The 13,693-nt window shown below is 62.3% G+C and carries 15 protein-coding genes and 1 pseudogene; 10 read left to right on the forward strand and 6 right to left on the reverse strand.

Annotated features, from left to right (window positions below):
• Window positions 1–87: 87 nt before the first annotated feature.
• Together SS05631_RS16520 and SS05631_RS16525 are read left to right on the forward strand one after the other, a co-directional pair.
• Window positions 88–381, forward strand: coding sequence for a YggT family protein (locus SS05631_RS16520; RefSeq protein WP_012709685.1), 294 nt, complete (start codon window positions 88–90; stop codon window positions 379–381).
• 1 nt (window position 382) lies between these two features.
• Window positions 383–710: pseudogene (locus SS05631_RS16525) on the forward strand (DUF167 domain-containing protein).
• Here the strand turns inward: SS05631_RS16525 and ppa are convergent.
• The 5 genes from ppa to SS05631_RS16550 form a co-directional block, all read right to left on the reverse strand.
• Entirely contained in the window at window positions 711–1,244 is a 534-nt protein-coding gene (ppa, locus tag SS05631_RS16530; protein WP_037417814.1) for an inorganic diphosphatase, read from the reverse strand.
• Window positions 1,245–1,505: 261 nt separating this feature from the next.
• The gene (locus SS05631_RS16535; RefSeq protein WP_037417818.1) at window positions 1,506–2,012 is read right to left on the reverse strand and encodes a GNAT family N-acetyltransferase; all 507 of its coding nucleotides are present in this window, start codon (window positions 2,010–2,012) and stop codon (window positions 1,506–1,508) included.
• Between the two features lie 202 nt (window positions 2,013–2,214).
• Window positions 2,215–4,041, reverse strand: a complete 1,827-nt coding sequence (gene typA, locus SS05631_RS16540; protein WP_037417821.1) for a translational GTPase TypA — start codon at window positions 4,039–4,041, stop codon at window positions 2,215–2,217.
• Between the two features lie 129 nt (window positions 4,042–4,170).
• Window positions 4,171–5,730, reverse strand: coding sequence for an alkaline phosphatase (locus tag SS05631_RS16545; protein ID WP_037417824.1), 1,560 nt, complete (start codon window positions 5,728–5,730; stop codon window positions 4,171–4,173).
• Window positions 5,627–6,037, reverse strand: a complete 411-nt coding sequence (locus SS05631_RS16550; protein WP_244412156.1) for a KTSC domain-containing protein — start codon at window positions 6,035–6,037, stop codon at window positions 5,627–5,629. Before SS05631_RS16550 ends, SS05631_RS16545 begins: the two co-directional genes overlap by 104 nt.
• A 284-nt stretch (window positions 6,038–6,321) precedes the next feature.
• Here SS05631_RS16550 and SS05631_RS16555 point away from each other — a divergent pair, with 284 nt between their 5' ends.
• Window positions 6,322–7,644: an amidase gene (locus SS05631_RS16555; RefSeq protein WP_037417827.1), complete on the forward strand. Its 1,323-nt coding sequence runs from the start codon at window positions 6,322–6,324 to the stop codon at window positions 7,642–7,644.
• 100 nt (window positions 7,645–7,744) lie between these two features.
• Here the strand turns inward: SS05631_RS16555 and SS05631_RS16565 are convergent, their stop codons facing one another.
• On the reverse strand, window positions 7,745–7,906 hold the full coding sequence (locus SS05631_RS16565; protein ID WP_083853977.1) for a hypothetical protein: 162 nt from the start codon (window positions 7,904–7,906) through the stop codon (window positions 7,745–7,747).
• Between the two features lie 190 nt (window positions 7,907–8,096).
• Between SS05631_RS16565 and SS05631_RS16570 the strand changes: the two genes are divergently transcribed.
• The 7 genes from SS05631_RS16570 (at window position 8,097) to SS05631_RS16600 (ending at window position 13,481) form a co-directional block, all read left to right on the forward strand.
• Entirely contained in the window at window positions 8,097–8,606 is a 510-nt protein-coding gene (locus SS05631_RS16570; protein ID WP_037418153.1) for a hypothetical protein, read from the forward strand.
• Window positions 8,607–8,646: 40 nt separating this feature from the next.
• Window positions 8,647–9,423 carry a DUF429 domain-containing protein gene (locus SS05631_RS16575; RefSeq protein ID WP_037417828.1) on the forward strand — a complete coding sequence of 259 codons (777 nt, stop codon included), beginning with the start codon at window positions 8,647–8,649 and terminating at the stop codon, window positions 9,421–9,423.
• A gap of 180 nt (window positions 9,424–9,603) precedes the next feature.
• A complete protein-coding gene (locus SS05631_RS16580) occupies window positions 9,604–10,842 on the forward strand; it encodes an integrase arm-type DNA-binding domain-containing protein (RefSeq protein WP_050988239.1) in 1,239 nt (412 codons plus the stop codon).
• On the forward strand, window positions 10,835–11,464 hold the full coding sequence (locus SS05631_RS16585; RefSeq protein WP_095678017.1) for a hypothetical protein: 630 nt from the start codon (window positions 10,835–10,837) through the stop codon (window positions 11,462–11,464). The genes SS05631_RS16580 and SS05631_RS16585 overlap by 8 nt, the downstream gene beginning before the upstream one ends.
• Before the next feature lie 135 nt (window positions 11,465–11,599).
• Entirely contained in the window at window positions 11,600–11,974 is a 375-nt protein-coding gene (locus SS05631_RS16590) for an AlpA family phage regulatory protein (protein WP_083853978.1), read from the forward strand.
• A 216-nt stretch (window positions 11,975–12,190) separates the two neighbouring features.
• The gene (locus tag SS05631_RS16595) at window positions 12,191–12,970 is read left to right on the forward strand and encodes a helix-turn-helix domain-containing protein (protein ID WP_050988240.1); all 780 of its coding nucleotides are present in this window, start codon (window positions 12,191–12,193) and stop codon (window positions 12,968–12,970) included.
• Between the two features lie 82 nt (window positions 12,971–13,052).
• Window positions 13,053–13,481 (forward strand): hypothetical protein, encoded by a 429-nt coding sequence (locus SS05631_RS16600; RefSeq protein WP_050988241.1) that lies wholly within the window; start codon window positions 13,053–13,055, stop codon window positions 13,479–13,481.
• Window positions 13,482–13,693: the final 212 nt, after the last annotated feature.

Raw genomic sequence — 13,693 nt, forward strand, 5'->3', positions numbered from 1 at the left:
AACATGATGGCGCGGGGTGCGAGCGTCGTACTTGCTCGTTTCGTTCCCAATGTCTACATGTCTGGCGACATAGATTTGGAGACTGGCATGATTGCTGTCATCGGTACCTTGAACTTCATCATAAATATCGCGTGGTTCCTGATCATCGCGTCGGCGATCTTCTCCTGGCTCTACGCCTTCAACGTGATCAACGTGAACAACCAGGCGATCAACATGATCGGCCGCTCGCTCTACCAGCTGACCGAACCGCTCTACCGGCCGATCCGCCGTTTCCTGCCGGACATGGGCGGCGTCGATCTTTCTCCGCTCGTCGTGCTTGTCATCCTCTATTTCATCCAGCTCTTCCTGAACACGACGATCGCGCCGGCGCTCATTCGCTGACATGGGCCGGCGAGCTCTGGCTGGCTTCGGCGACCATGCGCGCCTGACGGTGAGGCTGACGCCGAACGGCGGCCGAGACGCGATCGACGGTTTGGAAACGGCGGCCGACGGCGAGGAGCACCTCAAGGTGCGGGTGCGCGCCGTGCCGGAAAAGGGCAAGGCGAACCAGGCGCTAATCGCCCTGCTAGCCCAATCCTTCGGCATCGCCAGGAACAGGATCTCCCTCGTCTCCGGCGACACGCAGCGCAAAAAAATCCTCCGGATCGAGCCTCGCCGATCCGGAGGTTCTACAGAAGCGCCTCGCCGAGATCGCCGGCGCGGCAACATAATTACTTCTTCGCCTTGGCGCGCTCGACCGCTTCGCGGATCAGCTGCTTGGCGACGCCCGCATCCTTCCAGCCGAAGATCTTCACCCACTTGCCGGGCTCCAGATCCTTGTAGTGCTCGAAGAAGTGCTCGATCTGCTTGAGCGTGATTTCCGGCAGGTCGGTATAGTCGTGGACCTTGTCGTAGCGCTTGGTCAGGTGAGCCGACGGGACCGCGATGATCTTTTCGTCCTGGCCGGAATTGTCTTCCATCATCATCACGCCGATCGGCCGGACATTGATGACGCAGCCCGGTACCAGCGGCCGCGTATTGCAGATCAAGACGTCGATCGGATCGCCGTCATCGGAAAGCGTGTGCGGGACGAAGCCGTAATTGCCCGGATAAGTCATCGGCGTGTAGAGGAAGCGATCGACGACCAGCGTGCCGGCTTCCTTGTCCATCTCGTACTTGATCGGATGGCCGCCGACCGGCACTTCCACAATCACGTTGATATCTTCGGGTGGATTCTTTCCAATGGAAATCGCGTCGATCCGCATGAGCACCTCCAAGGCCGTTTAAGAAGTCGCCCGTCGGATAAAGGGAAACATGCGGCGATGCAACATGACTTTCGTCCAGCCGGGCGGAATTGCCATAGGCAGGCGACACGGCCAAATATGGGCAGAGCGGATTTTGTCCCGGAGAAAGTCGGTGGCCAGACGCCTTGCCCGGAGCCGCTTGGCAATAGCAGCCAGATATCATCTTCGGCAGCGCCGGGATGCATGAGGGCTTGCGGCGAAATGCATTTGCCCTGGAGGTCGTTATTTCCAGACGAGGCCGACCTTCTTCAGGTACTTCTCACCGAAGTCTTCCATGCCCTCGGCAACGTCGCGCCCGCCGGCCGAGAGGAAGAAGTTATAGGCGAGTTCGCTGTCCTCCAGGCACCAGACGACGAGCCCTTCGCAGCCGAGCGATTTCAACAAGCTCTTCGCCTCGCCGAAGAGCTTCCGCCCAAGCCCGAGGCCCTGATATTCCGGGCGCAGATAGATTTCGTAGATCTCGCCTTCCTGCGGCAGCGCTCGCGCCCGGCTCAGGCCAAGCGTGGCATAGCCGGCTACCGTTCCCGCCACGTCGACGACGAGCAGTGTCGCCGGGCCGCGCGTCGCCTTTCGCCACCAGGTCTCGTCGCGCCGGTTGACCATCTTCACCAGCGGGCGGTGCGGGATGAGACCGCCATAGGCCTGTAGCCAGGATGCGCGATGCACATCGGCAATCGCCGCCGCTTCATGCGGCTCCCCGGGCCTGACCTCGATCGAAACAGTCTTCATGACCTGACTCTAAACACACGGCTCGGCGAACCGGAATCCCGCCCGTCTGCCGGCCAAGCTTAACCCACAGGCAACTTTAGCGGCATCCATGAGAAGGTTAACGTGATTTTAACTTTATCCGCAAGCCGGCCGCGAAAGGCACACACAGCAAAAAACCCCGGATCGCTCCGGGGTCCTCATGCAGCTGTCGATTTTCTCGAAATTACGCGGCGCCGGCGGTGCGGGCCTTTTCGAAGCGCTTGCGCTCATGCGGATCGAGATGCAGCTTGCGAAGCCGGATCGACTTCGGCGTCACTTCCACCAGTTCGTCATCCTGGATCCAGGAGAGCGCCCGCTCCAGCGTCATCTTGATCGGCGGCGTCAGGCGGACGGCCTCGTCCTTGCCGGCGGCGCGCATGTTGGTGAGCTTCTTGCCCTTCAGCACGTTGACTTCGAGGTCGTTGTCGCGGGTATGGATGCCGATGATCATGCCCTCATAGACCTTCTCGCCCGGCTCGATCACCATCGGGCCGCGGTCTTCGAGGTTGAACAGCGCGTAGGCGACCGCCTCGCCCGGCTCGTTCGCGAGCAGCACGCCGTTGATGCGGCCGCCGATCTCGCCCTTGTAGGGCTGATAGTCGTGGAACAGCCGGTTCATGATCGCCGTGCCGCGCGTGTCGGTCAGGAGCTCCGACTGGTAGCCGATCAGGCCGCGGGTCGGGGCGAAGAAAACGAGGCGGACGCGGTTGCCGCCCGACGGGCGCAGTTCGACCATTTCGGCCTTGCGCTCGGACATCTTCTGCACAACGACGCCGGAATGCTCCTCGTCGACGTCGATGACGACTTCCTCGACCGGCTCGAGAAGCTGGCCGTTGTCATCCTTGTGCATGACGACGCGGGGACGCGAGACGGCAAGCTCGAAGCCCTCGCGACGCATCGTTTCGATCAGAACGGCGAGCTGCAATTCGCCGCGGCCGGAAACGAAAAAGGAGTCCTTCTCGGACGATTCCTCGATCTTGAGCGCGACATTGCCTTCCGCTTCCTTGAACAGTCGGTCGCGAATGACGCGCGAGGTGACCTTGTCGCCCTCGGTGCCGGCAAGCGGCGAATCGTTGACGATGAAGGACATGGTGACGGTCGGCGGGTCGATCGGCTGGGCCGTCAGAGCCTCGGCCACCGAAGGATCGCAGAAGGTGTCGGCGACGGTGCCCTTGGTGAGACCGGCGATCGCGACGATGTCCCCGGCATGGGCTTCCTCGATCGGCTGACGCTCGATGCCGCGGAAGGCGAGGATCTTCGATATACGGCCGGATTCGAGCAGCTTGCCATCCTGTCCGAGCACCTTCACGGCCTGGTTTGGCTTGACGGAACCGGAGTGGACGCGACCGGTGATGATGCGGCCGAGGAAGGGGTTTGCCTCGAGGATCGTGCCGATCATGCGGAACGGCCCTTCCGCCACCGTCGGTTCGGGAACATGGTTCAGAACCAGATCGAGCAGCGGGCCCATTCCCTGGTCCTTCGGACCTTCGGGATTGACGTTCATCCAGCCGTCACGGCCCGAACCATAGAGGATCGGAAAGTCGAGCTGCTCGTCGGTCGCGTCGAGCGCGGCGAAGAGGTCGAACACTTCGTTGATGACTTCCTCGTGGCGGCCGTCCGGCCGGTCGATCTTGTTGATCGCGACGATCGGCTTCAGGCCGACCTTCAGCGCCTTGCCGACCACGAACTTGGTCTGCGGCATCGGGCCTTCGGAGGCATCGACCAGCACGATCGCGCCGTCCACCATCGACAGGATGCGCTCGACCTCACCGCCGAAGTCGGCGTGGCCGGGGGTGTCGACAATATTGATGCGCGTTCCCTTCCACTCGACCGAGGTCGCCTTGGCGAGAATGGTGATACCGCGTTCCTTTTCCAGATCGTTGGAATCCATGACGCGTTCGGCAACGCGCTGGTTTTCGCGGAACGAGCCCGACTGCTTCAGAAGTTCGTCGACGAGCGTGGTCTTCCCATGGTCAACGTGCGCGATGATCGCGATGTTACGAATGCTCATTTTTTGTCTCGGAAAGTTCTGGGCGCGCGCGTCAGGGCGGGCACCGCTTTTTCAGTTGCCGCGCTCATACAGGTTTTTTTGCACGAGCGAAAGGGGGCCGGCGCGCGGAGCAGGTTTGCAAAAAGCAAGTCACCCAACGGCCGCCGGATCGAGCGTCACGCGCCAAAGCTCCTTGTCCTGCCGGTCCATGAGCCGCACGGTCAGCTGCCGCGTCTGCCCGCTGATGTCGACGATGCCGAAGAATTGCAGGCCGGCCGAGGGCGGCAGGTTGCTGTCGATGCCACCGCCAGACGCCTTGATGAACCGAACGTCCGGTCCGAAGGTCATGTCGAGCTCCTTCGGTCCATAGGTGCCGGAATGGAGCGGCCCGGAGACGAATTCCCAGAAGGGCGAAAAGTCCTTGAAGGCGGCGCGCGACGGGTCGTAGTGATGCGCGGCCGTGTAATGCACGTCGGCCGTCAGCCAGACGATGTTGTCGATTGCATTGTCGCGGATGAAGCGCAGCAGATCGGCAAATTCCGTCTCGCGCCCCTTGGGCGCACCTCCGTCACCATTAGCGATCGCGTCCGAGCCGCGCTTCCTCGAATAGTCCTCCCAGACGACGAGACCGATCGGCATGTCGCAGGCGATCACCTTCCAGGTGGCGCTGGATGCCGCAAGTTCGCGTTTCAGCCAGTCCGTCTGGCGCCAGCCTAGGAGGCCGGCCTCGCCGCCCTGGTTGGCGCCGCGATAGGAGCGCAGATCGACGAAGAAGACGTCGAGCAGTGGCCCATAGGCGATCTTGCGGAAGATCCGCCCCGGCTGCGTCGGCAGGGTACGGATCGGCGTCATCTCGTGGAAGGCGCGCGCCGCCCGCGATGCATAGACCGCCACGTCCTTCTCCGGATAGCGCGGATCGTCGCGAAGATCCGTCGAGGCCGACCAGTTGTTCAGGACCTCGTGGTCGTCCCATTGATAGAAGGTCGGGCAGGCGGCATTGAGCTCCCGCACGTGCTCGTCAAGCAGATTGTATTTCCATTGGCCGCGATATTCCTCGAGCGTCCGGGCGACATCGCGCTTCTCCGGCGTCACGATGCGGTTCTTCCACATGCCGCCGTCGCGCAGCTTGATCTCGTCGGGGATTGGGTTGTCGGCATAGATCGTGTCGCCGGAATGGATGAAGAAATCCGGCTCGTGCAGCCGCATCGTCGAATAGGTCTTCATGCCGACCTCGTCGATCCCCCAGCCCTGGCCGGCGGTATCGCCGGACCAGACGAAGCGCACCGACCGGCGGCGCAGGGGCGCGGTGCGGAAGCGGCCGACGATCGGTTCGGAAACGCGGTTGCCGTCATAGAGATCGGTGGCGGTGAAGCGGTAAAAAATGTCCTGGTCGGGCAGCAGATTGTCGAGGCTGGATTTGACCGCGCAATCGGTCTGCGGCGTCGCATCGATGTCGGGGAGCCGGGCGGCGTTCGAAAAGCTCTCGGTGGTCGAATATTCGACCGCGACCCGCGCCGGCCGGTCGACCCGCGTCCAGATCATTCCCGACCGTGTATCGACATCGCCGGACTGCACGCCGTGAACGAACTCCGGCCGGCCGTAGCCCCTAGCGTAAAAGGGGGTCGCAAGCCCGGAAGAAGCGACGAGACCGGCAGCGCCAGCCGATAGGAGAAAGGAACGCCTGGTAAGCGTGTCTCGAACAGCCGCCAAATCCTGCCTCCGGTCCGCGAATCATCGTTCTCGCAAGCGGACCATTGGCGCCATGCATGTCAGCGGCTTTACAGGCGCATGAAACTATTTGAACGGATTGGCGACAGTTCTGTGAAGGAAGCGGAGTTCCCGAAGGGAACCTCCGCCGATGTCGGTGCCCCTCATCTGCCTGCCGGCATCTTCGCCCCGCCTGCGGGGAGGAAGGTTGCGGCAGCGGGATGAAAAGGAAATCGTAATGGTCGCGTATGTGGTGGTTGAAATAGCCGCCGGCCGAATCCTCCTGCAGGAGTTCCTCGTAAACATGCACCGGTACGTCAAGGTAATGATAAGGTCGGTGGTTGCCGACGAACCAGATGCTCAACCATCCGGCGCGGCGCGTCGTATTTCACCGCTTGGATTGCCGTAGAGTCGAGAGTGACAGGAGATTTCCGGTTCGGCATCGACGTCTTCCTGGGTCTCTGGAAATCCTTGCCGCTTGCATTCTATAACAATGCGGCAATTCCATAAACGGTTGCACTCGCCTGCCGCTCGCACCCATCTGATCCCAAAAATCCGGTATGCGTCGGCCGCGGCACCTATGAGGTCTTTGCCTTGACCCGTTCGAACGCCCAGTCCCGCGATCGGCTCGAAGCCATTCTCACCCGCTTGGGAGAGCGCCTCGGCGACGAACGCGTCTTCATGAAGCTCTATACCGAATCCGCCCGCGCCGAAGCGGATGCCTCCGATCGCAGGGGCCGGGAAGGAACGGGTCTCGGTCCGCTGGACGGCCGCATCGTCTCGATAAAGGATCTCTTCGACGTTGCCGGCGAGCCGACGCTTGCCGGTTCAATCATCCGGCGCAGCGCGCCGCCCGCAGCGGCGGACGCGACGATCGTCCGGCGCCTGCGCGCCGCCGGCGCGGTGATCATCGGCAAGACCCATATGACCGAATTCGCCTTCACCGCCGTCGGCCTCAACCCGCATTATCCGCCGCCCGGCAACGCGCGGGACGCGAGCCTCATCCCCGGCGGCTCGTCCTCGGGAGCGGGTGTTTCGGTGACGGAAGGCACGAGCGAAGTCGCCATCGGCTCCGACACCGGCGGCTCGGTGCGCATTCCGGCTGCGCTGCAGGGGCTTGTCGGCTTCAAGCCGACCGCCCGCCGCGTGCCGCTCGACGGTGCCTTTCCGCTGTCGCCCAGCCTCGATTCGATCGGCCCGCTGGCGCTGAGCGTCGCCGATTGCGCGGCGGCCGATGCGATCATGGCCGGCGAGCCATCCGAACCGCTGACGCCGCTGCCGATTGCCGGGCTGAAGCTCGCGATCCCGAAGGGTGTGCTCTTCGACGACCTCGCGTCCGATATCGCCGCGGCCTTCGAAGCAAGCCTGCAGAGGCTTTCGCGCGCGGGCGCAACAATTGCCGCATGCGACCTCGACGATCTCCTGCGCCGCTTTGCCGAAGCCACCGCAATCGGCTCCCTCGCCGGGCTCGAGGCAAGCCGCATCCATGCGGACTGGCTCCCCGACGAAAACGCGCCGGTCGATGCGCGCGTCAAATCCCCGCTCCGCCGCCGTCTCGCCGTTCCCGACGCGGCCATCGAAAGCCTGCTGCTGACGCGGCGTGCGCTCGTCCGCGCGATGGACGAGCGCCTCGCGCCCTTCGACCTCGTGCTGCTGCCGACGACGCCGATCCCCGCTGTCCCGTTCGCCTCCGTGGAGCAGGACAGGCAGGCATATCGCCGTGTCGAGGGTCTGCTGTTGCGCAACACCGAGGTCGCCAACCAGTTCGACCTGGCGGCCATCACGCTGCCGATGCCCGGCACTGCCTTGCCGGCGGGGCTGATGCTGATGGCTCGAAACGGCTTCGACGGAACGCTGCTGCGGGTGGCCGCATCCGTGGAGCGATTGTTGCAGGGCGGCTACTGCATGTCTCCTTAAATCGACCTCGATTTAAGGACAAAGCCATGCAGCAATTCAAAGTGCTACAGCGACCTTTGCGCGTCTGATAAGACGCGCGGCGCTGTAGCGCCGACCGCCCTCAGTGCATCGTATGGAAAGACCAATCCTCATCGAGGATCCGGAACGCATCTTCCAGCGCGGCGACCAGAATATCGGTGAGTTCGTCGCCGTCGTTTTCCATCAGGTAGAGAGCCACGCTCGCATCCTGCGGGTCGCTATAGTGCTCAACAATGTCAGACATTCATCGTCCTTCCTTTGCCACGAATCATTCCGGCTGTTGGCGCCAGGATGAAAGGGCCGGCTTGTGCAGAGCTTGAGGTCCGCCGCAACCTCGCCAATCGACGCCGACCAACCAGCTGGCCGATGTTTTTCCTCGCCCTCGCCGCTCAGGCGCGGTAGAGGACGATCGAAATCGAGTGTCGAGGTCCATGATGTCGAAGAAGACGAGGCGCGATGACGCCCACCTGCAGCGGCTGAAGACCGATTTCCCGGACATTTATCGCGCCCTGCTCGCCGGTGAGATCGGCTCGGCGCGCAAGGCCTTCGTCCTCGCCGGCATCGAGCCGGAGCGCACCCGCATCGAGAAGCTCAAGAATTCCTGGGCGAAAGCGACGGATGCCGAGCGCGACGCCTTCCTGATCTGGCTTGCCGCCAAAGGCGCGCGGCCACTCGCCCCGAGACTGACCTCCCCTGCGCCGACGTCTTCCGATCCGCGGCCGGCGCAAACACCCATCGCCAGCGGCCGCTACCTGCTTGCCTCCACCATCGCCGAGATCAAGGCGATCATGGACCGGCGCCGCATGACGCCTGTGGACGTGATGCAGGAGATGGGATGCGAAGCCGAGGGCCGCGCGCTTTCCGGCGCACTCGCCCGCGGCGCCAGTCTCAGACTGTCGGTCATTGCCGCCTTGGAGGCATGGCTGCGCGCCAACAGGCGCTGAGCGGAAACGCATAGCCTGGGCGGAAACAGGAGCGGAAAGGATGAGCTTCGACAAGCTGCTCGGCATCGACGTCGGCTACGCCCGGTCCCGCCCGACCACCGGCATCGCCTGGAGCCTCGGCGAGGCCGTCGGCTCCGCAAGGACCCACACCGATTGGGAGCGGCGGCAGCGGCACATCCCCCTCTCGACGTCTTTCGCAATGATCGCCATCGACGGCCCCTTGACGCCGCCGGACGCCCCCGACAGGCTCGACCGCCTGTGCGAGCGCCTCTTGACCCGCGGCGCCTTCCAGCGACGCTGCAAGCCGGGCCTCAGTCACTTCGGCCACGGTCTCGCGCTCAGAAAAGCCGCCGCCGAGACCGCCGCACAAGTTGGCCACCTGGCCGCTGCCGCACCGATCGGCCGAGCCGTCATCCCCGGCGCCGCAATCATCGAGGCCTTCCCCAACGCCTTTCTCGGGGTTCTTCTCGCCGATGAGCGTTTCGCCATATCAAAAGCCGCGAAACGCAAGAAGTTCGACTGGCTCTATGCGCAAGCGGCCGAGACCGGTGTCATCGCTCGCCTCCTCGATTTCATCGGCTGGCACAATGGCCGCTTGCTGCAGAACATCACCACCGAAACTGACCACGAAAGACGCGCTGCCTGGATCTGCCTGCTGACCGCCGCCTGCGCCGCGGCCGGCAAGTCGGAGGTCGTCGGCGATCCGGCCGGAGGATGGATCTGGCTGCCGCCGGCGGAACTCTGGGCGGGGTGGGCTGCCGACGCCCTGAGTCGGAGCAAGGTGGCGGCCGCGTGCGGTGGCACGACGCGGCGGTGAACCTGTTTAAACTTGGGCGTGATTTATGGCGGAGAGGGGGTCATCTAAATAACTGATTTTGCTGTCTTTACTGGCAACCCACCCTTGCCTTTTCCGAATGTTGCGCCAATATCTTTAACCATAATGTCCGCTACCGTCTTTGCTGCCAACGCGACGGATTAGGAAAACGGTTAGGAAAGAATGGCGCGCCACAAGCTCACCGATGCACAGATCAAGGCTGCGCTGAAGAGCGGGAAAGCGGACAAGCTCGGGGACGGTGATGGCCTGTGGCTGCACGTGCAGGCGAGCGGCACTGCATCGTGGGTGTTCATTTGGACACGGCACAAGTGGCGCCGAGAAATGGGACTCGGCTCCTACGGTGGCGGTGCGCGTCATGTTTCGCTCGCAGATGCAAGACACAAGGCCGAAGCGATACGGTGCATTCTCGGGCGCGGTGGTGATCCGTTCAAGGAATTGCCCGAACGCATCGCCGCTGTGAAGCCGAAGACATTCGGCGAGTGTGCCGACGATTTCCTTGCGGCAAAAGAGAACACCTTCCGAAATGATAAACACAAGGCGCAATGGCGAATGACCTTGGAGGTCTACGCCAAACCGCTGCGCAAGATACCCGTATCCGATGTCTCCACTGATGATGTCGTGCGCGTGCTTCGACCGCTGTGGCAGGACAAGCAGGAGACTGCCTCCCGGCTGCGCGGCCGAATCGAGAAGGTGCTCGACTACGCCAAGATCCTCAAGTTGCGTGATGGCGAGAACCCGGCGCGCTGGAAAGGGCATCTCGATCACATTCTCGGCAAACGAACCAAGCTGAAGCGCGGCCATCACGCGGCGATGGCCTATGCCGACGTTCCCGCCTTCATGGCTAAGCTGCGGGAAACGGAAGGGCTCGGCGCTCGTGCACTGGAACTGTGTGTCCTGACGGCTACGCGCTCCGGCGAGGTGCTGAATGCCCGCTGGTCGGAAATAGATTTCGACGCGGCTACATGGACGATTCCGGCTGAGCGGATGAAGGCCGGGAAAGAACACGTCGTGCCGCTTTCCGCTCATGCGCTCGCGATTCTGAATGCGCTGCACGAGAAGCAGTTCTCCGAATTCGTCTTCCCGGGTCAGGCACCTCGGAAGCCCATCTCCAACATGGCGATGACGATGGTCATGCGCCGCCTGAATGCCAGTGCTTTCACGGTGCATGGCTTCCGATCGGCGTTTCGCGACTGGGCCGGCGATGCGACCAACTTCCCGCGCGACGTGGCGGAAATGGCGCTGGCGCACAAGGTCGGCGACGACACCGAACTCGCCTATCGGCGCGGCTCGGCGCTGGCGAAACGAAGGAAGCTCATGGATGCGTGGGCGAGCTACTGCCTAACTGAAAAAGGCGATGCCAAGATTGCGCGGTTGCACGTTGCAGGAGCGGCACATGGCTGAACGGAAGAGCCGGAGCGATCGAGCGCGCGACTTTGAACAAGCATTCGAGGAGATGCAGCACGGTTTCGAGGTCGCGGTCGCTAGATTGAGACCGGCGCTTATATCCATTTCCAAGAATGTGACCCGGATTCGCTCCAGGATCGGCGCGTTGCAAGGCGTACACCGAGGCTTAGTTTCTCTAGGCGCTTATATGCGCGACCATAGAAGCGAGATCGAAGCGCTGCTCGGCCTCGTGGACGAGACCCACCGCAACGTTGAAAATGCAAAATTAATGCCTGAGGATCACCCTCAGAGGAAGCTCTGGGAAAAGATCGGCAAGTTGCCGCTCGGGCGGTACGTCGAGGAACTCCCCTATCTGCCGTACTACAAAAAACCCCGGGCACGGCCAGGGCGTCGGAGAGGAGTAGGGCCGGTCGTTTCCGATGACACGCTGCTGGCGGAGCTTCATGTCCTTGTGATGGGCGGCATGAAACCGACTACCGCCGCGATAGCGCTATTGCGGAAAAGAGGCGTTCCGCCTGAGTTTCATAAGAGCCGCGCCGATCACGTCGTGAAACTTTACAGAGCTTCCGACCCAAAAGCGCAAAAAACCAGCCCGAATAAAAAACACGGAAAAAATTAGCCGGGATAAAAAACGCGGAATAAATTGCGAGGAATTTAAAACGCGCGACGGCCGCGTTTCGGCACGGATAATCGGCAGCCACTTCAAACGGAGTGGCTTTGTCGAACCAGCCGCTCCCAACGCCGGAGCGGCAAAATGGAAAAAGCTCTCAGACAGCAAGCGGGCCGGATCAGGGAACTCTGTGAGCCCCGAGATCACGAGACCGCTGTGCTGGGCTTCGAAAGCGAACTTGCCGATCTCAGAGACGAGATCGCCGGACTTAGGGCAAACCGCCCAAGTGGCCCGTCTTTCGATGCACCTACCCTGATTTCCCTCAATGACGTCTGCAGGCTAACCAGCCTGAGCCGCACCGCCATCAATCGCTGGCGATCCCTTGGTTTGTTTCCCGCTGCGGTTCCGCTGGGCGACAAGCGCGTCGCCTTCGTCAAGGCCGAGGTAGAGCAATGGGTGTGTGATCGGATCGCCGAGCGTGATCGGCGCAAGGCACAGGAAACAAGCCTGACAGACTAACCGCCGCCAAGGGGCGCGGCGGCTCGAACAGGACTGAAGAGGCGACCAGAATTTAGTCCTGTCGGACTCCCGGCGCAACCGGACGGCGGTTTCCAGCAAGAACGGAAACCGCGCAATGGCCAGAGACGAACAAGTAGCCCTAATTGGCTTTCCGAAACGTGCGCTTGATTGCAAGGGCGCCGCGATCAAGGCCGCCGAACGCGCCGGGGGCGCGTCATGAGACGTTTCGTCGCCTGGAAACTCGATCTGCTCGACCGCATGTCGACCGACCCACGCTTGTCGGCAACTGATTTTCGCGTGGGCTATCGCTTGTTGTCCTACATGAACGCGGAAACTGGCGCTTGTTTTCCGAAGCAGGAAACAATTGCCGACGATGTTGGCGTGACCGACCGCACGATCCGCCTCTCGCTCGTCAATCTTCGCGCCTGCGGCTGGCTCAAAATCGAAGAACGGCAGCTCCCGAAGGGACGCGGCAAGTCGAATTTCTATCTTTTTGAGGGCGCGACCACCGGAAACGCGGCTCCGGTGAACGATACGACTAACGGAAAATCTGCGCAGGACCTCCGGAAGACAGATTCCAGTGCCCCCCCTGTATGTGAACACATTGAAGGGAACACTAAGGGGGAGGCGCGCAAGCACGCCACCCCCGAGCGCGGCACCCGTCTCCCGGAAAATTTCAGCCCTGATCTCTCCGTAGCCCTGGCCGAGGGCATGACGGTCGAAGAAGCACAGCGAAGCGCCCTCAACTTCCTCGACTACTGGAAATCCAAACCCGGGGCCGCCGGCCGCAAGCTCGACTGGAATGCCGCCTGGCGGCTTTGGGCTCGGAAGGATGCCGCCGAGGCAAAGCGCCGGCAACGCCCGCCCCACATTGCAGAGCAAGCCCTGGCTGAAACCCGCCATGCCTTTATGAAGCAAGAAGGACTGTTCGATGACGACGCCGAAGACTCTACCGGCAGTCCGCCCGGATATATCCCGGGCGGCCAGCGACACTGAGAAGCTGACCGTGCTTACCCGACTCCTTGCGGTTTACCGATGCCGGGGACCGAGCGATTTCAGGCTCATGAAAGGCCCTTACATGCAGGCGCTTGAAGGCGTCGGCCAATGGGCGTTGTTTGAGGCGGAACGCAGGATCAACCAGAATGCGCTCGGTCATGCCTTCATGCCAACGCCCTCGGAATTGCGCGCCGAGATCGACCGCGTGATGGAGCCGTTCCGAGAGCGCGAGCGGCGGGCAGCCGAGGAAGCGCGAAGATACGCATGGGAGGAAGGCCCTCCCGTAAACAATGACGAAGCGACTCGAGCGCGCATAATCGAAGGCTTTCGGCAGTTGGTCACGAGGCTTCAGGGCGCGTCGGGAGTGCGACCACCACCAAGGCCACCGCCGCAAGTTCCGGATTATTCCCAGGAGCCGATCGAGATCAGCGACGCATTGCGGCGAACGCTCAAGGCAAAAGATCATTTCGGCCTGGATGAGCAACGAGGAAAGGGCCGGCGAGAGACATAAATCTGGCTTCGGCAGCCGTGACGACGAGGCGAACGCCATGCACGGATTCTCGGGCAACCAGCCGCCTGTTCAATGGAAGTCAGACATGGGCGAAAGCGCAAGAGCTGTTCGCCTGGTGAGATCGTATTGGACATTGCTATCAGCGGATCGAGGGTGAGCGCGGTGCGATGAAGGCAGAGCACGACTTCTGGCTTGCCGAAATCGTCAAGGAT

It is taken from the genome of Sinorhizobium sp. CCBAU 05631 (assembly GCF_002288505.1).
Taxonomy (GTDB): domain Bacteria; phylum Pseudomonadota; class Alphaproteobacteria; order Rhizobiales; family Rhizobiaceae; genus Sinorhizobium; species Sinorhizobium fredii_C.

Bases quoted from the DNA above. Each gene is read 5' to 3' on its own strand.
- typA (WP_037417821.1), bottom strand. From the start codon at position 4,041: ATGAGCATTCGTAACATCGCGATCATCGCGCACGTTGACCATGGGAAG.
- ppa (WP_037417814.1), bottom strand. From the start codon at position 1,244: ATGCGGATCGACGCGATTTCCATTGGAAAGAATCCACCCGAAGATATC.
- SS05631_RS16575 (WP_037417828.1), top strand. From the start codon at position 8,647: ATGAGCTTCGACAAGCTGCTCGGCATCGACGTCGGCTACGCCCGGTCC.
- SS05631_RS16535 (WP_037417818.1), bottom strand. From the start codon at position 2,012: ATGAAGACTGTTTCGATCGAGGTCAGGCCCGGGGAGCCGCATGAAGCG.
- SS05631_RS16595 (WP_050988240.1), top strand. From the start codon at position 12,191: ATGAGACGTTTCGTCGCCTGGAAACTCGATCTGCTCGACCGCATGTCG.
- SS05631_RS16520 (WP_012709685.1), top strand. From the start codon at position 88: ATGATTGCTGTCATCGGTACCTTGAACTTCATCATAAATATCGCGTGG.
- SS05631_RS16590 (WP_083853978.1), top strand. From the start codon at position 11,600: ATGGAAAAAGCTCTCAGACAGCAAGCGGGCCGGATCAGGGAACTCTGT.
- SS05631_RS16580 (WP_050988239.1), top strand. From the start codon at position 9,604: ATGGCGCGCCACAAGCTCACCGATGCACAGATCAAGGCTGCGCTGAAG.
- SS05631_RS16585 (WP_095678017.1), top strand. From the start codon at position 10,835: ATGGCTGAACGGAAGAGCCGGAGCGATCGAGCGCGCGACTTTGAACAA.
- SS05631_RS16565 (WP_083853977.1), bottom strand. From the start codon at position 7,906: ATGTCTGACATTGTTGAGCACTATAGCGACCCGCAGGATGCGAGCGTG.
- SS05631_RS16600 (WP_050988241.1), top strand. From the start codon at position 13,053: ATGCAGGCGCTTGAAGGCGTCGGCCAATGGGCGTTGTTTGAGGCGGAA.
- SS05631_RS16570 (WP_037418153.1), top strand. From the start codon at position 8,097: ATGTCGAAGAAGACGAGGCGCGATGACGCCCACCTGCAGCGGCTGAAG.